The sequence below is a fragment of the Pseudomonas sp. PDM31 genome (assembly GCF_019218965.1).
Classification (GTDB): domain Bacteria; phylum Pseudomonadota; class Gammaproteobacteria; order Pseudomonadales; family Pseudomonadaceae; genus Aquipseudomonas.
Genome location: NZ_JAHUWS010000006.1, coordinates 16,099 through 40,312, shown reverse-complemented (window position 1 = coordinate 40,312; position 24,214 = coordinate 16,099). Strand labels below are relative to the sequence as shown.

General features: G+C 60.1%; 17 protein-coding genes and 2 pseudogenes. 9 read left to right on the top strand and 10 right to left on the bottom strand.

Going from position 1 to position 24,214, the window contains the following annotated elements:
- Window positions 1-4: 4 nt before the first annotated feature.
- Complete coding sequence (gene arcA / locus KW839_RS13315; RefSeq protein ID WP_060539663.1) at window positions 5-1,261, bottom strand: arginine deiminase; 1,257 nt, start codon at window positions 1,259-1,261, stop codon at window positions 5-7.
- A gap of 33 nt (window positions 1,262-1,294) precedes the next feature.
- Window positions 1,295-2,722 carry an arginine-ornithine antiporter gene (arcD, locus tag KW839_RS13310; RefSeq protein ID WP_060539664.1) on the bottom strand — a complete coding sequence of 476 codons (1,428 nt, stop codon included), beginning with the start codon at window positions 2,720-2,722 and terminating at the stop codon, window positions 1,295-1,297.
- Window positions 2,723-3,156: 434 nt separating this feature from the next.
- Between arcD (KW839_RS13310) and arcD (KW839_RS13305) the strand changes: the two genes are divergently transcribed.
- On the top strand, window positions 3,157-4,584 hold the full coding sequence (gene arcD, locus KW839_RS13305; RefSeq protein ID WP_060539666.1) for an arginine-ornithine antiporter: 1,428 nt from the start codon (window positions 3,157-3,159) through the stop codon (window positions 4,582-4,584).
- Between the two features lie 317 nt (window positions 4,585-4,901).
- Here the strand turns inward: arcD (KW839_RS13305) and KW839_RS28135 are convergent.
- The 8 genes and pseudogenes from KW839_RS28135 to gap form a co-directional block, all read right to left on the bottom strand.
- A pseudogene (locus tag KW839_RS28135) lies at window positions 4,902-5,435 on the bottom strand (methyl-accepting chemotaxis protein); the annotation flags it as partial.
- A 372-nt stretch (window positions 5,436-5,807) separates the two neighbouring features.
- Window positions 5,808-6,899: pseudogene (locus KW839_RS28130) on the bottom strand (chemotaxis protein); the annotation flags it as partial.
- Between the two features lie 343 nt (window positions 6,900-7,242).
- Window positions 7,243-7,632 carry a YbaN family protein gene (locus tag KW839_RS13295; RefSeq protein ID WP_218424599.1) on the bottom strand — a complete coding sequence of 130 codons (390 nt, stop codon included), beginning with the start codon at window positions 7,630-7,632 and terminating at the stop codon, window positions 7,243-7,245.
- A gap of 158 nt (window positions 7,633-7,790) precedes the next feature.
- Window positions 7,791-8,393, bottom strand: coding sequence for a biliverdin-producing heme oxygenase (locus KW839_RS13290; RefSeq protein ID WP_218424598.1), 603 nt, complete (start codon window positions 8,391-8,393; stop codon window positions 7,791-7,793).
- Between the two features lie 112 nt (window positions 8,394-8,505).
- Window positions 8,506-11,070, bottom strand: a complete 2,565-nt coding sequence (locus KW839_RS13285; RefSeq protein ID WP_218424597.1) for a TonB-dependent receptor — start codon at window positions 11,068-11,070, stop codon at window positions 8,506-8,508.
- Window positions 11,071-11,192: 122 nt separating this feature from the next.
- Window positions 11,193-12,158: a FecR domain-containing protein gene (locus KW839_RS13280; RefSeq protein WP_060539671.1), complete on the bottom strand. Its 966-nt coding sequence runs from the start codon at window positions 12,156-12,158 to the stop codon at window positions 11,193-11,195.
- 111 nt (window positions 12,159-12,269) lie between these two features.
- Complete coding sequence (locus tag KW839_RS13275) at window positions 12,270-12,788, bottom strand: RNA polymerase sigma factor (protein WP_060539672.1); 519 nt, start codon at window positions 12,786-12,788, stop codon at window positions 12,270-12,272.
- Between the two features lie 228 nt (window positions 12,789-13,016).
- Window positions 13,017-14,018, bottom strand: a complete 1,002-nt coding sequence (gap, locus tag KW839_RS13270; RefSeq protein WP_218424596.1) for a type I glyceraldehyde-3-phosphate dehydrogenase — start codon at window positions 14,016-14,018, stop codon at window positions 13,017-13,019.
- 220 nt (window positions 14,019-14,238) lie between these two features.
- On the opposite strand from gap, the gene edd reads away from it, so the two are divergent.
- The 8 genes from edd to KW839_RS13230 all read left to right on the top strand — a co-directional run bounded on the left by edd (window position 14,239) and on the right by KW839_RS13230 (window position 24,214).
- Window positions 14,239-16,065: a phosphogluconate dehydratase gene (gene edd, locus KW839_RS13265; RefSeq protein ID WP_218424595.1), complete on the top strand. Its 1,827-nt coding sequence runs from the start codon at window positions 14,239-14,241 to the stop codon at window positions 16,063-16,065.
- Window positions 16,062-17,021 carry a glucokinase gene (locus KW839_RS13260; protein WP_060539675.1) on the top strand — a complete coding sequence of 320 codons (960 nt, stop codon included), beginning with the start codon at window positions 16,062-16,064 and terminating at the stop codon, window positions 17,019-17,021. The genes edd and KW839_RS13260 overlap by 4 nt, the downstream gene beginning before the upstream one ends.
- 97 nt (window positions 17,022-17,118) lie before the next feature.
- Window positions 17,119-17,850 (top strand): response regulator, encoded by a 732-nt coding sequence (locus KW839_RS13255; protein ID WP_060539676.1) that lies wholly within the window; start codon window positions 17,119-17,121, stop codon window positions 17,848-17,850.
- Complete coding sequence (locus tag KW839_RS13250; RefSeq protein ID WP_305733664.1) at window positions 17,840-19,309, top strand: ATP-binding protein; 1,470 nt, start codon at window positions 17,840-17,842, stop codon at window positions 19,307-19,309. Before KW839_RS13255 ends, KW839_RS13250 begins: the two co-directional genes overlap by 11 nt.
- A gap of 326 nt (window positions 19,310-19,635) precedes the next feature.
- Entirely contained in the window at window positions 19,636-20,895 is a 1,260-nt protein-coding gene (locus KW839_RS13245) for an AGE family epimerase/isomerase (RefSeq protein WP_218424594.1), read from the top strand.
- Window positions 20,896-21,012: 117 nt separating this feature from the next.
- Window positions 21,013-22,311, top strand: coding sequence for an ABC transporter substrate-binding protein (locus KW839_RS13240; protein WP_218424593.1), 1,299 nt, complete (start codon window positions 21,013-21,015; stop codon window positions 22,309-22,311).
- Window positions 22,312-22,467: 156 nt separating this feature from the next.
- Window positions 22,468-23,376, top strand: a complete 909-nt coding sequence (locus tag KW839_RS13235) for a carbohydrate ABC transporter permease (RefSeq protein ID WP_060539680.1) — start codon at window positions 22,468-22,470, stop codon at window positions 23,374-23,376.
- Window positions 23,369-24,214, top strand: coding sequence for a carbohydrate ABC transporter permease (locus KW839_RS13230; protein ID WP_218424592.1), 846 nt, complete (start codon window positions 23,369-23,371; stop codon window positions 24,212-24,214). The genes KW839_RS13235 and KW839_RS13230 overlap by 8 nt, the downstream gene beginning before the upstream one ends.

Here is a 24,214-nt window from a genome sequence, read left to right as displayed (position 1 = left end):
CAGGTTAGTAGTCGATCGGGTCGCGGATGATCGGGCAGGTCATGCAGTGACCGCCGCCACGGCCGCGGCCGAGTTCTCCGGCGCTGATGGTGATCACTTCCACACCTGCCTTGCGCAGCAGGGTGTTGGTGTAGGTGTTGCGGTCGTAGCCGATGACCACGCCCGGTTCCACCGCCACCACGTTGTTGCCGTCGTCCCATTGCTCGCGTTCGGCGGCGAAGCTGTTACCGCCGGTTTCAACCACACGCAGCTCCTTGAGGTTGAGTGCCTTGGCCACGGTGTCGAGGAAGTTGGTTTCCTCGCGACGAATGTCGATACCGCCCGGCTTGCTTTCGTCGGGACGCAGGGTGAAGGCGACGATCTGGTTCACCACTTCCGGGAAAACGGTTACCAGGTCGCGGTCGCAGAAGCTGAAGACGGTGTCCAGGTGCATCGCCGCGCGGGATTTCGGCAGGCCGGCGACTATCACTTTCTCTACGGCTTTTTTCTGGAACAGATTCACCGCCAGTTGGGCGATGGCCTGGCGCGAAGAGCGTTCGCCCATTCCGATCAACACCACGCCGTTGCCGATAGGCATCACGTCGCCACCCTCCAGGGTGGAGTTGCCATGATCCTGGTCCGGGTCGCCGTACCAGATCTCGAAATCGGCTTTGGTGAACTCGGGGTGGAATTTGTAGATGGCGGTGGTCAGCAGGGTTTCCTGACGGCGTGCCGGCCAATACATCGGGTTGAGGGTAACGCCACCATAGATCCAGCAGGTGGTATCGCGGGTGAACTGGGTGTTGGGCAGCGGTGGCAGAATGAAGCTGGTGTGGCCGAGGAAGTTGCGGAACATCTCGATGGCCTTGCCACCGAAGCTGTCCGGCAGATCGTCACCGGAGACGCCGCCGATCAGGAACTCGGCGATATGGCGCGGCTCCAGGCTGCGCAACCACGAGTTGGTTTCATTGATCAGGCCAAGGCCCACCGAATCCGGGGTGACCTTGCGTTGCAGAATCCAGTCCAGGGCCTCGGGAATGGCGACGATATCGGTCAGCAGGTTGTGCATTTCCAGCACGTCGATATTGCGTTCACGCATTTTGGTGACGAAGTCAAAGTGGTCGCGCTTGGCTTGTGCCACCCACAGCACATCGTCAAACAGCAGTTCGTCGCAGTTGTTCGGGGTCAGCCGCTGATGGGCAAGTCCTGGGGAGCAAACCATGACTTTGCGCAGTTTGCCGGCTTCGGAATGGACGCCGTACTTAACTTTTTCCGTGGTCATTTCAGTGATCCTCCAGATGACAAAACAGTTGCATTACAGGGTCAGGAAGCCGTCATAGAGTCCGTAGGCCGCCACCAAGGCGCCCACGACGACTGCGGCGAACATAAGCTTCTCGACGTTGGTGAAAACCGGTTTGTTGAGTTCCAGCTTGGCCTTGGCGAACAGGATCACGCCGGGGGCATAGAGCAAGGCGGAGAGCAGCAAGTACTTGATACCGCCGGCATACAGCAGCCAGACCGCATAGATCAGGGCTACGGCGCCAATGATCAGGTCCTTGCGCCGCTGGCCCGCGGCACCTTCATAGGTTTCGCCACGCACTGCCAGCAGCAGGGCATAGGCCGCAGACCACAGGTAAGGCACCAGAATCATCGAGGTGGCGAGGTAGATCAGCGACAGGTAGGTACTGGCGGAGAACAGGGTGATGACCAAAAACACCTGGACCATGGCGTTGGTCAGCCACAGGGCGTTGACCGGTACGTGGTTGGCGTTTTCCTTGCGCAGGAACTCCGGCATGGTGTGGTCCTTGGCTGCGGCGAACATGATCTCCGCGCACAGCAGTACCCAGGACAACAGTGCACCCAGCAGCGAGATGATCAGGCCGACGCTGATCAGTATCGCGCCCCAGGGACCGACGATATGTTCCAGCACGGCGGCCATGGACGGGTTCTGCAGTTTGGCCAGTTCCGGCTGAGTCATGATGCCCAGCGACAGCACGTTCACCAGCACCAGAAACAGCAGCACGGTAACGAAGCCTATTACCGTGGCTTTACCCACGTCGCTGCGTTTTTCCGCGCGGGCGGAAAAGATGCTTGCGCCTTCAATGCCGATGAACACCCACACGGTGACCAGCATCATCTTGCGCACCTGATCCATCACGCTGCCCAGGTCCGGGTTTTTCAAGCCCCAGATGTCAGCAGTGAAGATATCCAGCTTGAACGCGAACAGGGCAATCAGCATGAACAACAGCAGCGGTACGATCTTGGCGACGGTGGTCACCAGGTTGATGAACGCCGCTTCCTTGATCCCCCGCAGCACGAGGAAGTGCACGGCCCAGAGCAACACCGACGCACCAATCACAGCTGCTACGGTGTTGCCTTCGCCGAAAATCGGGAAGAAATAACCCAGGGTGCTGAACAGCAGCACGAAGTAGCCCACGTTGCCCAGCCAGGCACTGATCCAGTATCCCCAGGCGGACGAGAAACCCATGTAGTCGCCGAAGCCGGCCTTGGCGTAGGCGTAGACCCCGCCGTCCAGATCAGGCTTGCGGTTGGCCAGCGTCTGAAAGACAAACGCGAGAGTCAGCATGCCGACGGCGGTGATCGCCCAGCCAATCAAAATCGCGCCGACATCAGCACTGGCGGCCATGTTCTGTGGCAGAGAAAAGATCCCGCCACCAATCATCGAACCAACGACCAGCGCCACCAACGCGCCGAGTTTCAGTTTTCCGGGAGCTTCCGACATTGCATGACTCCATGCGGGAGAAAAGAGACAGCAGACTAGGTCTGTTAGCCATTCAAACAACTGATTCAGATCAGTGCTTGTTCACATTCCGTTGCTTAACTCCGAGACGTTGCCACGCGCTGGAGCGACTCGCTGAAATGCCTGTTCCAGAGGCCTCTGTAGTGTTTGATAAACTTTTTATAGTTACCGCGATTAATGAAGCTAGTTCTTTTTGGTTAATCCGCAAATTTTCCCGGATCTCTAGTACAAATTCGGCATGCCTGCAGAAAATGTTTGAAGAAAAAATTATAAAAGTGTTTTTTCTGAGATTGTTTTTATATAAGGAGCTTTGGTTGGCGTTATTCGATAAAGGTTATTACGCTTCCCTACATAGTTAACGCCCGTTATATGACGATTTTGCGGCGCCTTGCCGCTCCCCGGGATCTGGAGACCGCATGTCGCAACCGACGCAAAAACTTCGCCTGAACGCATTGATCGCGCTGGTAGTGGGGTCGATGATTGGCGGCGGGATCTTTTCCCTCCCGCAGAACATGGCGGCCCGCGCCGATGCCGGTGCGATCCTGATCGGCTGGGCGATCACCGCCGTTGGCATGCTGACCCTGGCCTTCGTGTTCCAGACCCTGGCCAATCGCAAGCCCGAGCTGGACTCCGGGGTGTATGCCTACGCCAAGGCCGGGTTCGGCGACTACCTGGGGTTTTCCTCGGCCTGGGGCTACTGGATCAGCGCCTGGCTGGGTAACGTGGGCTACTTCGTGCTGCTGTTCAGCACCCTCGGTTATTTTTTTCCGGTGTTTGGCGAAGGCAACACACCAATCGCCATCGCCTGCGCTTCGTTGTTGCTGTGGACCGTGCATTTTGTGGTGATGCGCGGAATCAAGGAGGCGACGTTCATCAATCAAGTGACCACGGTGGCCAAGATCGTGCCGCTGATCATGTTCATCGTCATTGCCGCCGTGGCGTTCAAGGCGGACATCTTTACCCGGGACATTTGGGGCCACAGCAATCCGGAGTTTGGCAGCGTGATGGACCAGGTGCGCCACATGATGCTGGTCACCGTGTTTGTATTCATCGGGATCGAAGGCGCCAGCGTCTATTCAGCCCGGGCAGAGAAACGTTCGGACGTGGGGCGGGCGACGGTCATCGGATTTATCGGAGTGCTGGCGCTGCTGGTGCTGGTGAACGTGCTGTCACTGGGGATCATGAGCCAGCCGGAGCTGGCGAAGCTGCAAAACCCGTCGCTGGCCGCCGTGCTGGAGCATATCGTCGGCCCGTGGGGTGCACTGCTGATCAGTGTCGGTCTGGCGATTTCACTTTTGGGTGCCCTGTTGTCCTGGGCGCTGCTGTGCGCCGAAATTCTCTTCGCCACGGCGAAAGACAAAACCATGCCGGCGTTCCTGACCCGGGAAAACGCCAACCATGTACCGGTCAATGCATTGTGGCTGACCAATGGGATGATCCAGCTGTTCCTGCTGATTACGCTGTTTTCCGCCGGTACCTACACCAGCCTGATCTACCTGGCATCTTCGATGATTCTGGTGCCTTATCTGTGGTCGGCGGCCTACGCGTTTTTGCTCAGCGGGCGCGGTGAAACCTACGAACAGGCTGCGGTCGAGCGCAGCAAGGACCTGGTGATTTCCGCCATCGCCCTGGCCTACGCCGTGTGGTTGCTGTATGCCGGCGGATTGAAGTATCTGCTGCTCTCGGCGTTGCTGTATGCCCCCGGGGTGATCCTGTTTGCCAAGGCTCGACACGAGCAGGGCAAGCCCCTGTTCACCCTCGTGGAGAAAGGCATATTTACCTGTGTGATCAGCGGCGCGGGCCTGGCGGCCTACGGCTTATATAGCGGCTTGTTGAGTTTATGAGGTTGCGGCTGGCCTACCAGCCGGCCCGGGATAGGCCGGCGGTTTTTTTCGTTGACGGTCGGACCGCCGCATTGCCCCGTTGGACTACGCAGTAGTCCCGGATTACTGTTTTGGGGCCGCTTCGCGACCCAACGGGGCGATGCGGCGTTCCGACAAGCCCCCTCGCCACACAAGCCAGCTCCCACATGTGCCTCGTTAATGCGATTGATGAACGACGCTAATTGCTGTGGGGGCTGGCTCGCTCGCGATGGATTCAGGTGCGAGCGTTCATCGTCGGAGCGCCCCCCCGGAGCAAGCTTGCTCCTGCCAAGCAGCCGTTAAACCCGGAACTGATCCATCAGTTTCATCTGGTGGGTGGTCAGGGCATTTAGCTGGCCGCTGATCTGCGCCGATTCGGTGGCCTGGCCGGTCAGGGTTTCGGTGACGGTGCGGATCGCCGAGACGTTGCGGTTGACCTCTTCGGCCACGGCGCTTTGCTGTTCAGCGGCGCTGGCGATCTGCAGGTTCATGTCGCTGATCACAGTAACGGCGTCACTGATTTTGCCCAGAGCCTGAACCGCCTGCTGGATCTGTCCGGCATTGCTGTGGGCCTGGCTCTGGCTCGAATGCATGGTAGCGACGACACCGCGGGTGCCGCTCTGGATGCGTTCGATCACCAGGCGAATTTCTTCGACCGAATCCTGGGTACGCTTGGCGAGGTTACGCACTTCGTCGGCGACCACCGCAAAACCGCGACCGCTTTCACCGGCGCGGGCAGCTTCGATCGCCGCGTTGAGTGCCAGCAGATTGGTTTGTTCGGCGATGCTGCGAATCACTTCCAGGACCGAACCGATCTGTTCGCTGTTGACCGCCAGGGCTTCGACCTCCGTCACCGCCTTGCTGACTTCGTTGGCCAGTTGATTGATGTCATGGGTGCTGCGCTCGATGATCGACATGCCGTCGCGCGCCGACTGATCGGCACCCCTGGCGGCATTGGCGGCGTTCGACGCACTGTTGGCAACGTCATGGGCCGTGGCGCTCATTTCGTTGGACGCGGTGGCCACCTGGTCGATTTCGCGGAACTGTACCTGCATGCCTTCGCTGGTCTTGCGGGCGATTTCCGAAGATTGGTCGGCGGTGCCGCGGGCGTCGGTGATGCTCTGCTTGATCTGCGCGATGGTCGGTTGCAGCTTGTCGAGGAAGCGGTTGAACCAGCTGACCAGTTCGCCCAGTTCGTCTTTCTTGCTGTAGTGCAGGCGCTGGGTCAGGTCGCCGTCGCCGCTGGCAATCGCCTTGAGCATTTGCGCCACGCTATCAATTGGCCGGGTGACGCCGGACGCGGTGAGCCAGATCAGCAGCAGGCCGACCAGACCGGCAGCGATCGCCACCGTCAATGCTTTGATCGTACCGCTTTGCTGAGCGTCATCGAGCACCGCTTGCAGCTTCTGCGAGTCGGCCAGCAGCATCTGCTTGGGCAGGTCGATCACCACGGCCCAGGGTTTGGCGTCAGGAATCGGGCTGACCGGGTATACCGCGCGGATCAGGTCTTCCTGATGCAGAATCTTCGGCGCACCGTGACCGAGTGATTGCAGAATGTCCTGCCCTTGAGCACCGAGGGTATCGCCGATGCTCTTGCCTACTTTCCCGGCGTCGACGCTGTAGGCGGCCAAAACGCCAGTGCCGGAGACGATCAGCATGTGCCCGGCGCCGTTGAACAGTTCCTGCTGAGAATTGACGACAGCTGCTTGCAGGACATCGAGGGCGATGTCGATGCCGACCACACCGATCGCCTTGCCATCCACCAGCAGCGGCACGGAAATGCTTGTCATCAACACTTCCTTGTCACCAACGGTATCGGCATAAGGGTCGAGCAGGCAGGTTCGTTTGCTGTCCCGCGGGCAGGTGTACCAGACGTTGTACGGTGTACCGCTGAGATTCAGGGTGGTTTTGGTCAGGTCCTCCTCGACCATGATTGTGTTCAGCGCGTTCCCCCCGGCACGGCTCCAGTAAGTGGCGAAACGCCCCGCCTCGTTGGATTGACGGGCTGCGTCGTCGACGAATTCACTGTCCTTGCCGTCCAGGCCATTGGGTTCGAACGCCAGCCAGATCCCCAGCACTTTGCCGTTGCGCTCGAAAGCGCTTTTGAGGCTCTGGTTCAACTCTTCACGCAGGGCGCCGGGCTCAAGGGCGCGCTTGGCGGCCAGAGCGCGCAGGTCCTGGATCTGATCGGCCAGTGCGGTCACCACGGTCAGGGTTTCACCAAAGGCTTTCTGCACCCGCACCGCTTGTCCGGCAGCCTTGGCCTGGAGCAGATCCTGCACGCTGGCGGTGAGCATTGTGCTGCTGGAATCATTGACCAGTTTGTCGTTCTGATCGGTCTGGTAGATGTTCATGCCCACTATCAATGCGACTACACCCAGCAGGCACAGACCGGACAGCAAGACGATTTTCAGGCGGATGGACAGTGAGTCGAACATAGGGCGAACTCGCGAATGAATGAAGGGTTGGCCGTGAGCCGTTGCGGCTCCACACGCTAAATCCATTTAGCGCCATTCAATGCTCATCGGCTTGACAGTGAGGTTGCATGAGTCGCGTCCCGATGAACGGTAACAGTTGATCGTTTGCGCGGAAAAATGTGCCGAAATGAGGATAGAAAACGAGTAAAAATCGCGGTGGGGTTCAGGAGGGTTGCGGCAGCGATTCCGGACGTGACCAGATCCACAGATTGCCCAGGCTCATGCCGGCGATGGCCAAGTAAACCGGCCAGCCGTGATCGAGCATCACCAACATCACCGTGGCGCACAGCAGCATGCTGACCGTGGCGCTGATCTTTGCCCGGCGCGTGATGATCTTGCCGTTGCGCCAGTTAATGAGGATGGGGCCGAACAGACGATGGTTTTCCAGCCAGGCGCTCAGGCGCGGCGAACTTCGGGTAGCGGCCCAGGCGGCGAGCAGGATGAACTCGGTGGTCGGCAGGCCGGGAATGATGATGGCGATCAAGCCGATGCCGAGGCTGACGTAAGCCAGCAAGCCGAAGAGCAGGCGGGTGAGTTTTGAGGTGGCGGGCATGGGCTCAGAGGAGTCGGGCTTGATCGGAATGCTACAGACTTGAACCAGCCCCTGTGGGAGCGGGCTTGCTCGCGAAAGCGGTGTATCAGTCAACATCTTCACTGGCTGACACGCCGCTTTCGCGAGCAAGCCCGCTCCCACAAGGGGACGGTGTCGGGTCAGGCGGCTTCGGTGGTGTACGCCTGCTCGAGCAACACGGTAAAGCGGTTGAACGCGTCGATCGCACCTTGTTCCACTTCAGCTTCTTCCTCGGCGCTGAACTGGAGGCCATCAAGGGTCTTGATAAAGCGCTTCCAGCCTTCAGCACGACCGCCGGCCGGTTCGCCGAGGTGTCGGGCGCCGAAGGTGTCGCTCAGGCCAAGGCTCACGGCACGCTTGATCAGGAACGCGGCGCCCAGCTTCGAGCCCTCCGATACAAAGATCCAGCCCAGTGCCCGGGCTCTGCTCGGGTTGTGCAATGCACCGGCGACGGGGTCCGGCACTTCGGTTTCCAGGTCCGCGAGGTCAGCCTTGGCCTCATCGGCGCGGCAACGGGCCGGCAGGTCCGGGACTATCGCGGTGAGTTCAGCATCGTTGTACAGCGACACCAGCTCCGACTGGAACAGATACTGCGCCACCACGAAGCGGGCGAAGTTGGCCTGGGTTTCGAACGGCGAGTGGGCTTTGACCAGGGCGTCGAGTTTGCTGTGCGGTTCGTGGGTGATCTGGTTCAAACGTTGCGAACGCAGGTTGGAGCGTTGAGCGGTGTCCTGGGTGGTCATGGCAAATCCTTGGGAAAGAAGAGGCGCTTGGTAACGAGACGAATAAGCTGGCGCCTGACAGTAAAAAATCCCCGGCGGGCGGTTTCCTCAACCGCCGCCGGGCGCGACCGGATCAGATATCCCAGATCAGGTTGATCGCGAAGTTGCGACCCGGCTGGGTCAAGCGATCCAGGTTGGCCGGTTGCGTCACCGAGGCTTCGCCGACACTGTCGTAGCCGCGCACGTCATCCCACAGCCAGTACTTCTTGTCGGTCAGGTTGTAGACGCCGCCGCTGACGGTCACCTCGTCGGTCACCTTGTAGAAGGCGCTCAGGTCCACAATGCCGAAGCCCGGAGTCTTGAACTGGGTGCTGGTGCCGTCCGGGGTCTTGAAGCTGCTGCTGTCGACGCGATCTTTTTTCTTCACCAGGGTCCAGCTGAGCAGGCCGCCATAATTGTCCTGGTCGTAGCCGAGGCCGAACACGCCGGTCAGTGGGTTGACGCTGTTAAGCGGCTCACCGTTGTCGTCATTGCGACCGTAGGCATAGGCCACCGAGCCCTGGGTATACAGACCCTGGGGTGCGCCGAAGGCATCGAGGTTCAGGCGGCCCTTGATTTCAGCGCCCTTGATGGTGGCGTGTTTGATGTTGTTGCTCTGGAAAGTCATCTCGGTGTAGCCGGGAGTGATGGCGTTCTCGTCAATGAAGTCGCGGTATTTGTTGTAGAACACCGCCACATCGAAGGTGCCCGCTTCGAACTGGCCACGCAGGCCGGTTTCATAACTCTTGCTCTTTTCCGGTTCCAGATCCGGATTCGGTGCGACCTGATAGCCGCCGGCGAGGTTTTCGAACCGTCCATACAACGCCTTGGCGGTTGGTGTACGGAAGCCTTCTGCGTATTGGCCGTACCAGGTGTAGTGGTCGTCGAAGCTGTAGGTGGTGCCGAATTTCGGCGACAGTCGATGCCAGGTTTTGGTTTTGTCGCTCACTTCGCCGTTACGGCTCTGGTCGGCGGTGGCCAGGAACTCGTCGGTAATATGCGGCTTGAGTTCGGTGTAGTCGTAGCGGGCGCCGGGCAGGAAGGTCCAGTTGCCCCAACTGATCTGATCCTGGGCAAACAGGCTATAGCTGTTGATGGTCGGATCCGGGAAGTCGCTGGCGGGTGTCAGCGTGTCGGCAGCGCTGGGTGCACCGATGAGTCGGCAGGCTCCCGCTACGGTCAGGCAGGTGCCGGTACCGGTACGCAAGCCGGTGACTTTGTCCTGCTTGATGGTGGTGCCGTAAGTGACGAGATGGTCGGTGTCGGCGATGGCAAACGACTTGTCAGCCTGGGCATCGAATACCCATTGGCGATCCTTGTAATTGGTATCGCGGTTACGCAGCACTGTTCGAGATGGCGCGTAGATTTCTTCGGTGCTCTGGTCGGTCTTGGCGATCTGGTAGTTCAGCGACCACTTGATGTTGTCGGCCAGTGCGCTGTCCAGACCGAAGCTGTGCTGCAGGCCAAAGCGTTCGCGGGTGATGGTGTCGTTGCCGGTGCGAGCTTTATAGAAGCCGAAACCGCGTCCGGCGTTGAACGGGCCGCCCACAGCGCTCAACTGATTGGTATCGCGGTCATCCTTGTACTTCTCGTACGTCAGGCCAAACCGAGCGTCGTCAGCGTAATTCCAGCCCAACTTGGCCAGTACGTTGGTTGTGCGTACGTCCTGGGGGTTGGCTTCGGTGCGGTTCAGGCCCGTACCGCCGGTTTCGCCATAGGACTCTGTTTCATGGCCGTTGCGCTGACTGAGGTGTAACAAGCCATCGAACTCACCGGTGCGGCCAGCCACTGTGCCGGAGGTCAGCCAGCTGTCGTCGGCCGAGCTATAGCCGGTTTTCAAACGCGCGCCGACATCCTTGCCAGGTTTGATGATGTCGTCCGGATCCAGTGTGTAGTAGCTGACCGCACCACCAATGGCATTGCTGCCATACAACACGGACGCAGGGCCGCGAAGGATCTCCACGCGCTTGACGATTTCCGGGTCGACATAGTTGCGGTTGGTCTGGGCGTAGGGGCCGTTGAAGAAACTGTCGGGTACTTGTACCCCGTCGATTTGGGTCAAGACGCGGTCGCCATCGATGCCGCGAATGTTGTAACCGCTGATACCGGCGCGCTGGCCTGTGCCGCCCACCGACACACCAGGTTCGTAGCGCACCAGTTCCTTGATGGTATTGACGTTGTTGCGGTCGAGATCTTCGCGGGTGTAGACGGAGACCGTACTCGGCACGCTGTTCACATCTTGCTCATTACGGGTGGCACTGATGGTCACCTGTTGCAGATTGAGCGTGCTGCTACCGCTGCGCTTTTCCAGGACAATGCTGTTACTGCCCAGTTTGCGATAACTCAGGTCGGTTCCCACCAACAGGCGCTCCAGGGCCTTGTCCGGTGACAGGGAGCCGCGCACACCCGGTGAGGCCACGCCTTGTGCCAGCTCGGCGGAAAATCCGACCTGCCAGCCTGTTACCGCAGTAAATGCATTGAGTGCTGACACCAGTGATTGCTGGGGAATGGCGAACGCGTAGTCGCCCATTTTGCGGGTCTGCTGTTCGGCGGTGGTGGCGGCCATCAGCGACGGGGCACCGGCCATCAGGATGGCCGCGGTCAACAGCGACAGCACGCGCGAAGGTGAAGAGGCTGGGCGGGTAAGGCGAGAGGACATCGATAGCGCTCCGTGTCGCACGAATCTTTATAGGTGCTGATTGGCATGCTGAGATGCGAATCAATTGCATTGGCTATAACGAGACGAACGGCGTTTGGCTATCGAGTAAAAATAATTCTCATTCAGTTAAGAATGACCAGGGCCGGGTATTCCTGGAGTTTTGCCGAGGTGATGTGGGCCAGCGAGCGAACCACGTCCAGCGGTTGGTCGAGGCGGTAGTTGCCGGTCACGGCGACATTGGCCAACTGTTCGTTGTTGTTGATGATCCAGCCGGGGTAATAGCGACCAAGTTCGGCCAGCACCTGGTTCAACGGGCAGTTTTCAAACACCAGTCGACCCTGGACCCAGGCCAGTTCGGTGGCGGCATCGAGTTTGGTCGGCCGGTCAAAGCCGTTGGGGCCGATGCGGATACTTTCTCCGGCGCTCAAGCGCAGCCGCGCATTGTCACGGGTGGCACGCAAGTCGACATCGCCACGTTGCACCCTGACCTGCGCCACGCCGTCGAGGTAACGCACGGCGAACGCAGTGTCGTGAACGCTGGCCTTGACCGGCCCGGCGTCGATTTCCAGAGGCTGGCTTCGGTTGGCCTGCACTTCGAAAAACGCTTCGCCCTGATACAGGCGGGCAATCCGTTGTTGATCGTTGATGGTGCTGGAAAACGCCGTGCTGGTATTGAGCAGGACCTTCGAGCCGTCTTCCAGCTGCAGGCGCTGGCGCTCGCCGACCACGGTCAGGTGATCGGCCTGCAGGCGCACCGGCAGGTTGCTGAAACTGAACAGTCCGAGTATCAGCACGGCGGCAGTGGCCAGCGGTTTCCAGTGCGGATGCAGGCGCCTGAGCAGGGTGACTTTCGCTGGAAGCACCGCCAGGTTTTGCGCGCACTGCGCTACTTGCGGGCCATCCCAGAGCGCCTGGGCCTTGGCGAACGCCTGTGCATTCAACGGATCGGCGTCCAGCCATGCCTGGAACTGGCGGGTCTGCTCCTCGTCGGGTTTGCCGAGCACGATGAGCCAGTCCAAGGCCTGATCCATCGCAGTTGCGGCGTCCTGTGCCTGGGCGGGCGCAGGGGAGCGGTGGTTGTCCGTCACGGTGTTTCCTCGGCAGTGTCTGTGCACGGCTGTTTTTAGTGAGGCGTAAGGGTAGCAAAGCCCGATTATCAGCGCAGGCGATCCCGGCAGATAGCGAAAAGACCTACAGAATCAGTCGCCATTCAAACGTTCGGCAACGCCGATGCAAATCGACATGATCAGTTTCAGCTCTTTTTGCACGGTGCTCAGCGACACGTTCAACTCGTCGGCGATTTGCTGATAACTGTGCCCGTGCAAGCGGCTGAGGATGAATATCTGCTGCTGGCGGACGCTGAGTTCACTGAGGCTCAGGTTCAGGCGCTCCAGCAGTTGCTCGGCATGGGCGGCGTCTTCGGCGCAGCTGGCAGGGGCGGCGACGCTGTGCATCACTTCCTGGGGAACGTCTTCGACCATGGTGCGCGAATGGATGCGGCGGGCGCGCAGATGGTCCAGCGCCAGGTTGCGCGCCGTCTGGAAGACGAAGGGCTCGAGATGATCGATCGCCCGTTCGCTGAGCGCCCGGGTGACCCGCAGGTAGGTTTCCTGCAACAGGTCCTCGGCGGTGCTGTGATTGTTGACCATCCGTTCCAGCGTGCGCAGCAGGGTCGTGCGCTGGGCGAGGAAAACGTGGTTGAAGCGCGATTGACTCACGGGGGAACCTGATCCATTTCGATTTGAATGATAATGCTTATCATCCGCTTCGGTGGTCAAGCACAGATTTGTGAAAGACTACGCACCCCTGTAGGAGCGAGCTTGCTCGCGATGAGTGCGAAGGCACCGCGTGCCTCCAGGCAGCACGTGTAATCGTTAGCGACCATCGCGAGCTTGCTCGCTCCTACAGGACTTTTGTGGGAGCGAGCCTGCTCGCGACAGGTAAAGTCATTGCGCGTTACACAGCGCCAGGCAGTTATCGAGCATGCGGTTGGAGAAGCCCCATTCGTTGTCGTACCAGGCCAGTACCTTGAGCAGCTTGCCGCTGACCTTGGTGTGGTTGGCGTCGAAAATCGACGACAGCGGGTTGTGATTGAAGTCGCTGGAGACCAGCGGCAGGGTGTTGTAACCCAGGATCTTGGAGTGCCGGCTGGCTTCTTTCATCAGCGCATTGACCTCGTCAGCCGTTGCGTCGCGCTTGAGTTGTACGGTCAGATCCACCAGCGACACATTGATCACCGGTACGCGCACCGCCATGCCGGTCAGCTTGCCTGCCAGTTCCGGCAGCACCAGGCCGACCGCTTCAGCGGCGCCGGTCTTGCTCGGGATCATGTTCTGGGTGGCGGAGCGGGCGCGGTACGGGTCGCTGTGGTAAACGTCGGTCAGGTTCTGGTCGTTGGTGTAGGCGTGAATAGTGGTCATCAAGCCGCTTTCGATGCCCAGTTCCCGGTGCAGCACCTGCGCCACCGGGGCCAGACAGTTGGTGGTGCACGAAGCATTGGAAATAATCTGGTGCGACTGGCGCAGAATGTCGTGGTTGACCCCGTAAACCACGGTGGCGTCGGCGCCCTTGGCCGGGGCCGAGATGATCACTTTGCGCGCGCCGGCCGTAATATGCGCGGCGGCTTTGGCCCGGTCAGTGAACAGACCGGTGCATTCGAATACGACATCAATCTTTTCCGCGGCCCAAGGCAGGTCGGCCGGGTTGCGAATCGCGCTGACGGCGATGCGGTCGCCGTTGACTGTCAGGCTCTCCTGGTCGTGCTGAACATCGGCTTCGAACGTGCCGTGAACGGTATCGTATTTCAGAAGATGCGCGTTGATCGCGCTGTCGCCCAAGTCGTTGATGGCGACGATCTGCAGGTCCTGGCGATAGCCTTGGGTATAGAGTGCTCGCAGGACGTTACGACCGATGCGGCCAAAGCCATTGATTGCGATTCGAAGAGTCATTGATCAGCGCCGCCGTAATTTTGTTGTTGGAATTACAAGATTATTCGCAAAAAAATAGAAAACAAGCGTTTTTAATGGCAATATTTTATTCAATCTACAACGAGTGACCTGAATAAACTGGTCCGACCGATCAAGAAAACCGTCTGTCATTGCATCGACACCCGGCTTTGATCAGCATAGACAATCAGGTCGCCACATCCGTTAGCCTGGAGTTCTACACATGCATCCCCGCGTCCTTGAGGTCACCGAACGGCTTATCGCCCGTAGCCGCGCCACGCGTGAGGCTTACCTTGCGCTCATTCGCGGTGCGGCCAGCGACGGTCCGATGCGCGGCAAGCTGCAATGCGCCAACTTCGCCCATGGCGTGGCCGGTTGCGGCACCGAAGACAAGAACAGCCTGCGGATGATGAACTCCGCGAACATTGCGATTGTTTCGTCATATAACGACATGCTCTCGGCGCACCAGCCGTACGAAGTGTTCCCTGAGCAGATCAAAAAAGCCTTGCGCGAAATCGGCTCGGTCGGTCAGTTCGCCGGTGGCACCCCAGCCATGTGCGATGGCGTGACCCAGGGCGAGCCGGGCATGGAGCTGAGCCTGCCGAGCCGCGAAGTGATCGCGCTGTCTACTGCCGTGGCCTTGTCCCACAACATGTTTGACGGCGCACTGATGCTCGGCATCTGCGACAAAATCGTGCCGGGCCTGATGATGGGCGCTTTGCGCTTTGGTCATCTGCCGACGATTTTCGTGCCGGGCGGGCCGATGGTCTCGGGCATTTCCAACAAGCAGAAAGCCGATGTGCGCCAGCGCTACGCCGAAGGCAAGGCCAGTCGCGAAGAGCTGCTGGAGTCGGAAATGAAGTCCTACCACAGCCCCGGCACCTGTACCTTCTACGGCACTGCCAACACCAACCAGTTGCTGATGGAGGTCATGGGCCTGCACTTGCCGGGCGCGTCCTTCGTCAACCCGAACACGCCATTGCGCGATGCCCTGACTCGCGAAGCGGCGCATCAGGTCACGCGCCTGACCAAGCAGAGCGGCGATTTCATGCCCATCGGCGAAATCGTCGACGAGCGCTCGCTGGTCAACTCGATCGTCGCCCTGCATGCCACCGGTGGCTCGACCAACCACACCCTGCACATGCCGGCGATCGCCATGGCGGCGGGCATCCAGTTGACCTGGCAGGACATGGCCGACCTCTCCGAGGTGGTGCCGACCCTGAGCCACGTCTACCCGAACGGCAAAGCCGACATCAACCATTTCCAGGCCGCCGGCGGCATGTCGTTCCTGATCCGCGAACTGCTGGAAGTCGGGTTGCTCCACGAAAACGTCAACACCGTGCTGGGTCATGGCCTGAGCCGCTACACCAAGGAGCCGTTCCTCGATAACGGCGAGCTGGTATGGCGCGAAGGCCCGACCGAAAGCCTCGACGAAAGCATTCTGCGTCCGGTCGCTCGCGCGTTCTCGCCCGAAGGTGGCCTGCGGGTGATGGAAGGCAATCTCGGTCGTGGCGTGATGAAGGTGTCCGCCGTTGCCCTGGAAAACCAGATCGTCGAAGCACCGGCCATGGTGTTCCAGGATCAACAGGACCTGGCCGATGCCTTCAAGGCAGGCTTGCTGGAGAAGGACTTTGTTGCCGTGATGCGCTTCCAGGGCCCGCGTTCCAACGGCATGCCGGAGCTGCACAAGATGACGCCGTTCCTTGGCGTGCTGCAGGATCGCGGCTTCAAGGTGGCGTTGGTGACCGACGGCCGCATGTCCGGCGCTTCGGGGAAAATCCCGGCGGCCATTCATGTCAGTCCCGAAGCTTATGTGGGCGGCGCTTTGGCACGGGTGCAAGAGGGCGATATCATCCGCGTCGATGGCGTCAAAGGCACTCTTGAACTCAAGGTAGACGCCGAAGAATTTGCAGCGCGTACGCCAGCCAAGGGCCTGTTGGCCAACAACATCGGCAGCGGACGCGAACTGTTTGGTTTTATGCGCATGGCCTTCAGCTCGGCGGAGCAGGGCGCCAGCGCCTTTACTTCTGCCCTGGAGACGCTTAATTGAAACTGGCTTTGGTCGGTGACATCGGTGGCACCAACGCTCGTTTTGCGTTGTGGAAAAATCAGCAACTGGAATCGGTCCAGGTGTTGGCGACGGCAGATTTCGCCAGCCCGGAGCAGGCGATCAGCCTCTACCTGAGCGGGCTGGGCCTGGCGCCGGGGTCGATCGGCTCGGTGTGCCTGTCGGTGGCAGGCCCGGTGAGCGGCGATGAATTCAAGTTCACCAACAATCACTGGCGCTTGAGCCGCAAGGGTTTTTGCCAAACCTTGCAGGTTGAGCAACTGTTGCTGGTCAACGATTTCTCGGCCATGGCATTGGGCATGACCCGCTTGCAGCCGGGTGAGTTTCGCGTGGTTTGCGAAGGTACGCCGGAGCCATTGCGCCCGGCGGTGGTGATCGGTCCGGGCACTGGCCTGGGCGTGGGTACGTTGCTTGACCTTGGCGAAGGGCGCTTCGCGGCGTTGCCGGGGGAGGGTGGTCACGTCGATCTGCCTTTGAGCAGCCCACGGGAAACCCAGTTGTGGCAGCACATCTTCAACGAGATCGGCCATGTCAGTGCGGAGACTGCCTTGAGCGGTGGTGGCTTGCCGCGTGTGTATCGGGCCATCTGTGCGGTGGACGGCCATGAACCCGTTCTCGAAACCCCGGAGGCGATCACCGCTGCCGGGCTGGCTGGCGACCCGATTGCCCTGGAAGTGCTTGAGCAGTTCTGCTGCTGGCTCGGCCGCGTGGCCGGCAACAACGTACTGACCACCGGTGCGCGCGGCGGCGTGTACATCGTTGGCGGAGTGATTCCGCGCTTTGCCGATTTCTTCCTCGAAAGCGGTTTCGCCCGGTGCTTTGCCGACAAGGGCTGCATGAGTGATTACTTCAAGGGCATTCCGGTGTGGCTGGTGACAGCACCGTATTCCGGCTTGATGGGCGCAGGGGTAGCGTTGGAGCAATCAATCCCGGCCTGAAACACGAGCAAGCCCGCTCCCACAGTTGTTTCTGTGGTGTCTGTGAAATCGATGCTTAAGGCATAATCCGCCCAATTCAAACAACAAGGACGCCTCCGTGAGCTCAGTCAACAAGTCGATTTTGTTGGTCGATGACGATCAAGAGATACGCGAGTTGCTGGACACCTACCTGACTCGCGCCGGGTTCCAGGTACGCACTACGCCCGATGGCGCCGGTTTTCGCCAGGCGCTGAACGAGGCGCCGAGCGATCTGGTGATCCTTGATGTGATGCTGCCGGACGAAGACGGCTTCAGCCTGTGTCGCTGGGTTCGTCAGCACCCGCGCCAGGCCCAGGTACCGATCATCATGCTCACCGCCAGTTCCGACGAAGCCGACCGCGTCATCGGCCTTGAACTGGGCGCCGACGACTACCTCGGCAAACCGTTCAGCCCAAGAGAGCTGCAGGCAAGGATCAAGGCATTGCTGCGCCGTGCCCAGTTCGGCCAGGAGCGTAACGGCGGTGAGGTGCTGGCCTTCGATGACTGGCGCCTGGACATGGTCAGCCATCGTCTGTTCCACGTCGACGGCGAAGAAGTGATTCTCTCCGGCGCCGATTTTGCCCTGCTGAAACTATTCCTCGATCACCCCCAGGAAATCCTCGATCGCGACACCATCGGCAACGCCACCCGCGGCCGGGACCTGATGCCCCTGGACCGTATCGTCGACATGGCGGTCAGTCGCCTGCGCCAGCGTCTGCGCGACACCGAAAAACCGCCACGGCTGATCCGCACCGTGCGTGGCAGTGGCTACCAACTGGCAGCCAATGTGGTTGCCAGCAATGGCCACTGAGTTTCTGCGCACGCTCGCGACCAAGGTGCCGATGCCGCGTTCGCTGCTCGGGCGCATGTTGCTGTTGACCTTGCTGGCGGTGTTGTTTGCCCAGACGTTGTCGAGCGTGATCTGGGTCTCGCAATTGCGCGCCACGCAGCTTGAAGGCCTGGTCACCAGTGCGCGCAGCCTGGCGCATTCGATGACCGCCAGCGTCAGTTACTTCCGTTCGTTGCCGGTGGCGTTCCGGCCCTTGGTGCTCGACCAATTGCGCAGTATGGGCGGCACCCGGTTCGTGGTGACGCTCAACGACAAACCGCTGGGCATGGAATTGCTCCCGATCACCCCGCGCAAAGAGGCGGTGATCAACGCAGTGGACCAGGTATTGCGCCAGTCCCTCGGCCAAGACACGGACATTTCGGTGGCCTTCGTCAGCCCCGAAGACCTGCGGATTTTCAATGGCGGCCTGAAGCTCGACGAACTGCCGCGCTCCTGGGCGCATTACGCGCTGACCCTGGAGCCGGTGAACCCGCCAGTGCTGGTCACGCAGATCCAGATGGCGCCGGGGGAATGGCTGTACATCGCCTCGCTGATGCCCGAGCCCTACACCAGCCTTGAAGAACAGGGCCTGCCGGCGCAGCAGGTATGGTTCATCTTCCTCACCAGCGGCTTTCTGCTGTTGTTCATTGGCTTGCTGGTGCATTGGCAGAGCCGGCCGCTCAAGCGCCTGGCGCGGGCGGCGCGGGATTTGTCACTGGGGGCTGACGTTGAACCGGTGGCCGAGGGCGGCGGCAGTGAAGTGGTCGAGGTCGGGCGTGCCTTCAACACCATGCGCGAGCGGATCAGCCGTTATCTGACCGAGCGCAGCCAGTTGTTCAGCGCAATTTCCCACGACCTGCGCACACCGATTACCCGCCTGCGCCTGCGGGTCGAACTGCTCGAAGATGAAAAACTGCAAGCCAAGTTCGGCCGTGACCTGGATGAGCTGGAACTGTTGGTCAAGGGCGCGCTGCAATGTGTGAAAGACACCGATATCCACGAAAACATCGAGCCGGTGGATCTCAACCACGTGCTCGATTGTCTGGTGGAACCGTATCTTGCACCCAACGGTAATGGCCGCGTCACCCAGCAAGGGCGGGCGCTGGCGGCGTATCCAGGCAAACCCCTGGCGCTCAAGCGCTGTATCGGCAACCTGATCGACAACGCCTTGAAGTACGGGCAGAACGCGCACCTGCACATCGATGACGATGACAGTGCGTTCATTCTGCATGTCGATGATGAAGGTCCGGGTGTGCCGGAGCAGCGACTGGAGCAGGTCTTCGAACCGCACTTCCGCCTGGCCGGGCAACAGCAGGGGTATGGGTTGGGGCTGGGCATTGCGCGCAACATTGCCCATAGCCATGGGGGTGAGGTGAGTTTGCAGAATTTGCGCGAGGGGGGGTTGCGGGTGACGTTGCAGTTGCCTCGATCGGTGGATTGAGTTTTCGAAGTTTGTGTTTAATCCGAAATCGCTGCCCTCACCCTAGCCCTCTCCCGGAGGGAGAGGGGACCGATTGGGGGATGCTCCAAAATCCATCGACCTGAAATTTTTGTAGCGAATCCATAATCGACTCGATCTTTCAGGTCGATGGAGAGCATCAGACACCTCGGTCGGCTCCCTCTCCCTCCGGGAGAGGGTTGGGGTGAGGGTGCTTTTAAAAAGCGATTTGTCACTGCATGGTGACAATCCATGCCCCCTTCGTTACAAGCCCGCCACCCCCCGTTGTTTAGACTGCCCTCCAGTCATAACAACAAAAAAGGCACCCCATGGACACCTTCCAACCCGCTTTCAGCACGTGGCTGAACGCCCCGGCCCACCAGCAATGGCTTGCCACCGAAGGCCTGCGCCTGCTGGCTTTCGCCAAGGCATCAAGGCTCCCTGAAGGCTTCGGCAACCTCGACGAGAAGGGTCGTCTCGCGCCTGACGCGCAAGCCCAGACCATGAACACCGCGCGCATGACCCACAGCTTTGCCATGGCCCACATCCAGGGCCTGCCAGGGTTTGCCGAGCTGGTGGATCACGGTATCAACGCGCTTCGCGGGCCGTTACGCGACGCGCTGCATGGCGGCTGGTTTGCCGTTGCCGAGCACCGCGACGGCAACACCGGCAAGAACGCCTACCTGCATGCCTTCGTGGCGCTGGCCGCCAGTTCCGCGGTGGTCGCGCAACGCCCCGGTGCGCAAGCCTTGCTCGATGATGCCATCGATATCATCGACACTTATTTCTGGAGCGAAGAAGAGGGCGCGATGCGCGAGTCTTTCAATCGCGACTGGAGTGAAGAGGAGGCGTACCGAGGCGCCAACAGCAACATGCACGCCACCGAAGCCTTCCTCGCCCTGGCCGATGTCACCGACGACAACCGCTGGCTGTGCCGCGCCCAGCGCATCGTCGAGCGGGTGATTCACGAGCAGGCAGCGGCCAACGACTACCTGGTGGTCGAGCATTTCGATCGCGACTGGCAGCCACTGCGCGACTACAACCACGACAACCCTGCCGACGGTTTCCGTCCCTACGGCACTACACCGGGTCACGGCTTCGAGTGGGCGCGGCTATTGCTGCACCTCGAAGCGGCACGAGTACGCGCCGGCATGCTCACTCCGGGCTGGCTCGCCACGGACGCGCAAAAACTTTTCGAGAACAACTGCCTGCACGGCTGGAATGTCGATGGCGCCCCAGGGATTGTCTACACCCTCGACTGGGACAATCGCGCGGTGGTCCGCCATCGTCTGCACTGGACCCATTGCGAAGCCAGCGCTGCCGCCAGTGCCCTGCTCAAGCGCACCGGCGATGAGCAGTACGAGCAGTGGTATCGACAGTTCTGGGAGTTCTGTGACAGTCATTTCATCGACCGTTGCGATGGCAGCTGGCACCACGAACTCGACCCGCAAAACCGTCCCAGTGCCGATATCTGGCCCGGCAAACCCGACCTTTATCACGCCTGGCAAGCGCTGCTGATTCCGCGTCTGCCTCTCGCGCCAAGCATGGCCAGCGCCTTGGCGCAGTTGTCCCAGAGCGGTTCTATGTAACCATGCTGTGACATTCACACGTCCCTTCGTTACCTGCGCGGGGATGACTCCTGTTTAAAATCCTATGCAGCGCAAGCACCAGACTTGCATGCATAACAACAAGAAAGGTACTTCTAGATGAATGCGATTTCTCGCCTTGCTACTGTCATTTCTCTCGTCTCCCTGTCTGCGCTCCCTCTCAGTGTGCTTGCCGCCGAATCCAAAGGTTCCGTGGAAGTCGTTCACTGGTGGACCTCGGGTGGTGAAAAGGCAGCGGTCGATGTGCTCAAGGCCCAAGTCGAAAAAGACGGGTTCGCCTGGAAGGACGGCGCAGTCGCCGGCGGTGGCGGTTCCACGGCCATGACCGTACTCAAGAGTCGCGCCGTAGCAGGCAATCCGCCGGGTGTTGCACAAATCAAGGGTCCGGATATCCAGGAGTGGGGCAGCACTGGCCTGCTCAGCACCGACGCGCTGAAAGACGTTTCCAAGGCGGAAAACTGGGACGGCCTGCTGTCGAAGAAAGTCTCCGATACCGTGAAGTACGAAGGTGATTACGTCGCCGTGCCGGTGAACATTCACCGCGTCAACTGGCTGTGGATCAACCCTGAGGTGTTCAAGAAAGCCGGGATCGACAAGGCCCCGACTACCCTCGAAGAATTCTATGCCGCCGGTGACAAGCTCAAGGCCGCCGGCTTCATTGCGCTTGCCCACGGCGGTCAGCCTTGGCAGGACAGCACCGTATTTGAAGACATTGTGTTGTCGGTGATGGGTGCCGATGGCTACAAGAAAGCCCTGGTCGACCTGGATCAGAAAACCCTCTCGGGCGCCGAGATGACCAAGGCTTTCACCGAGCTGAAAAAGATCACCACCTACATGGACCCGAACCGTGCCGGTCGTGACTGGAACATCGCTGCCGCCGAAGTGATCAACGGCAAGGCCGGCATGCAGATGATGGGCGACTGGGCGAAGAGCGAGTGGACTGCCGCGAAGAAAGTAGCGGGCAAGGACTATCAGTGCGTAGCCTTCCCGGGCACCGAAAAAGCCTTCACCTATAACATCGACTCCCTGGCGGTGTTCAAGTTGAAAGCTGATCGCAAGGGCGACATCGCCGCTCAGCAGGACCTGGCCAAGGTCGCGTTGGGCACCGACTTCCAGAAAGTCTTCAGCATCAACAAAGGCTCGATCCCGGTTCGCACCGACATGCTCAACGAAATGGACAAGCTCGGTTTCGACTCCTGCGCGCAAACCTCTGCCAAGGACTTCCTGGCGGACGACAAAAACGGCGGCCTGCAACCGAGCATGGCGCACAACATGGCCACCACCCTGGCTGTGCAAGGCGCGATCTTCGACGTGGTCACCAACTTCATGAACGACAAGGACGCAGACCCGGCCAAGGCCAGCGCCCAACTGGCTTCGGCTGTCAAAGCTGCCCAGTAATTCCTGACACAGCCTGACCCAATGTGGGAGCGGGCTTGCTCGCGAATGCGCACTGACATTCAACATTGATGTCGATTGCCACACCGCTTTCGCGAGCAAGTCCACTCCCACAGGGGATCACTGTGTCGGTTCATTCCCTTCACCTGGATTATCCCGATGAGCTCTGTGGCGGTTTTCAGCAAAGCCTCACCGTTCGATGCGCTGCAACGCTGGTTACCCAAGTTGGTACTCGCGCCGAGCATGCTGATCGTGTTGGTTGGTTTCTACGGTTACATCATCTGGACGTTCATTCTGTCCTTCACCAATTCCAGCTTCATGCCGAGCTACAAGTGGGTCGGCCTGCAGCAATACATGCGCCTGATGGACAACGACCGCTGGTGGGTCGCGAGCAAGAACCTGGCGCTGTTCGGCGGCATGTTCATCGGTATCAGCCTGGTGCTGGGCGTGTTCCTCGCGGTGCTGCTGGACCAGCGCATTCGCAAGGAAGGCTTCATCCGCACCGTGTACCTGTACCCGATGGCGCTGTCGATGATCGTCACCGGTACCGCGTGGAAATGGCTGCTCAACCCGGGCCTGGGCCTGGACAAGATGCTGCGTGACTGGGGCTGGGAAGGCTTTCGTCTCGACTGGCTGGTGGATCAGGATCGCGTGGTTTACTGCCTGGTGATCGCCGCCGTCTGGCAAGCCTCAGGCTTCGTCATGGCGATGTTCCTCGCCGGCCTGCGTGGTGTCGATCAGTCGATCATCCGTGCCGCGCAAGTCGACGGCGCGAACCTGCCGACCATCTACCTGAAGATCGTGCTGCCGAGCCTGCGCCCGGTGTTCTTCAGTGCCTTCATGATCCTTGCGCACATCGCGATCAAGAGCTTCGACCTGGTCGCGGCGATGACCGCCGGTGGCCCTGGCTACTCGTCCGACCTGCCGGCGATGTTCATGTATTCCTTCACCTTCAGCCGTGGCCAGATGGGCATCGGTTCGGCCAGCGCCATGCTGATGCTCGGCGCCGTGCTGACCATCCTCGTGCCGTACCTGTACTCCGAGCTGCGAGGCAAACGCCATGACTAATCAACTCGGCAAACCAGCCCTGAGCCTGAGCCGCATCGCCATCTACGCAACCCTGTTGCTGGCCGCTGCGGTGTACCTGATCCCGCTGATCGTTATGCTGCTGACCAGCTTCAAATCCCCGGAAGACATCCGCACCGGCAACCTGCTGAGCTGGCCGACCGTGATCGACGGCATCGGCTGGATCAAGGCCTGGGACGTGGTCGGCGGCTACTTCTGGAACTCGGTGAAAATCACCGTGCCGGCAGTTTTGATCTCGACCTTCATCGGTGCCATGAACGGCTACGTGCTGTCGATGTGGCGCTTCCGTGGTTCGCAGCTGTTCTTCGGCCTGTTGCTGTTCGGTTGCTTCCTGCCGTTTCAGACGGTGCTGCTGCCGGCTTCGTTCACCCTCGGCAAGCTCGGCCTGGCCAACACCACCACGGGCCTTGTGCTGGTGCACGTGGTCTACGGCCTGGCGTTCACCACGCTGTTCTTCCGCAACTACTACGTGAGCATTCCGGATGCGCTGGTCAAGGCCGCAAGGCTCGATGGCGCGGGCTTCTTCACGATCTTCTGGAAGATCCTGCTGCCGATGTCGATTCCGATCGTGATGGTCTGCCTGATCTGGCAGTTCACCCAGATCTGGAATGACTTCCTGTTCGGCGTGGTCTTCGCCAGTGGCGATGCCCAGCCAATTACCGTGGCCCTGAACAACCTGGTCAACACCAGCACCGGGGCCAAGGAATACAACGTTGATATGGCCGCCGCGATGATCGCCGGGCTGCCGACACTGCTGGTCTACATATTCGCTGGCAAGTATTTCCTGCGTGGGCTGACGTCCGGCGCGGTCAAGGGGTAG

Excerpts from the sequence above, each read along its gene's own strand:
- KW839_RS13285 (WP_218424597.1), bottom strand. The coding sequence starts at position 11,070 with ATGTCCTCTCGCCTTACCCGCCCAGCCTCTTCACCTTCGCGCGTGCTG.
- KW839_RS13250 (WP_305733664.1), top strand. The coding sequence starts at position 17,840 with ATGGCCACTGAGTTTCTGCGCACGCTCGCGACCAAGGTGCCGATGCCG.
- KW839_RS13295 (WP_218424599.1), bottom strand. The coding sequence starts at position 7,632 with ATGCCCGCCACCTCAAAACTCACCCGCCTGCTCTTCGGCTTGCTGGCT.
- gap (WP_218424596.1), bottom strand. The coding sequence starts at position 14,018 with ATGACTCTTCGAATCGCAATCAATGGCTTTGGCCGCATCGGTCGTAAC.
- KW839_RS13245 (WP_218424594.1), top strand. The coding sequence starts at position 19,636 with ATGGACACCTTCCAACCCGCTTTCAGCACGTGGCTGAACGCCCCGGCC.
- arcD (WP_060539666.1), top strand. The coding sequence starts at position 3,157 with ATGTCGCAACCGACGCAAAAACTTCGCCTGAACGCATTGATCGCGCTG.
- edd (WP_218424595.1), top strand. The coding sequence starts at position 14,239 with ATGCATCCCCGCGTCCTTGAGGTCACCGAACGGCTTATCGCCCGTAGC.
- KW839_RS13230 (WP_218424592.1), top strand. The coding sequence starts at position 23,369 with ATGACTAATCAACTCGGCAAACCAGCCCTGAGCCTGAGCCGCATCGCC.
- KW839_RS13290 (WP_218424598.1), bottom strand. The coding sequence starts at position 8,393 with ATGACCACCCAGGACACCGCTCAACGCTCCAACCTGCGTTCGCAACGT.
- arcD (WP_060539664.1), bottom strand. The coding sequence starts at position 2,722 with ATGTCGGAAGCTCCCGGAAAACTGAAACTCGGCGCGTTGGTGGCGCTG.
- arcA (WP_060539663.1), bottom strand. The coding sequence starts at position 1,261 with ATGACCACGGAAAAAGTTAAGTACGGCGTCCATTCCGAAGCCGGCAAA.
- KW839_RS13235 (WP_060539680.1), top strand. The coding sequence starts at position 22,468 with ATGAGCTCTGTGGCGGTTTTCAGCAAAGCCTCACCGTTCGATGCGCTG.
- KW839_RS13240 (WP_218424593.1), top strand. The coding sequence starts at position 21,013 with ATGAATGCGATTTCTCGCCTTGCTACTGTCATTTCTCTCGTCTCCCTG.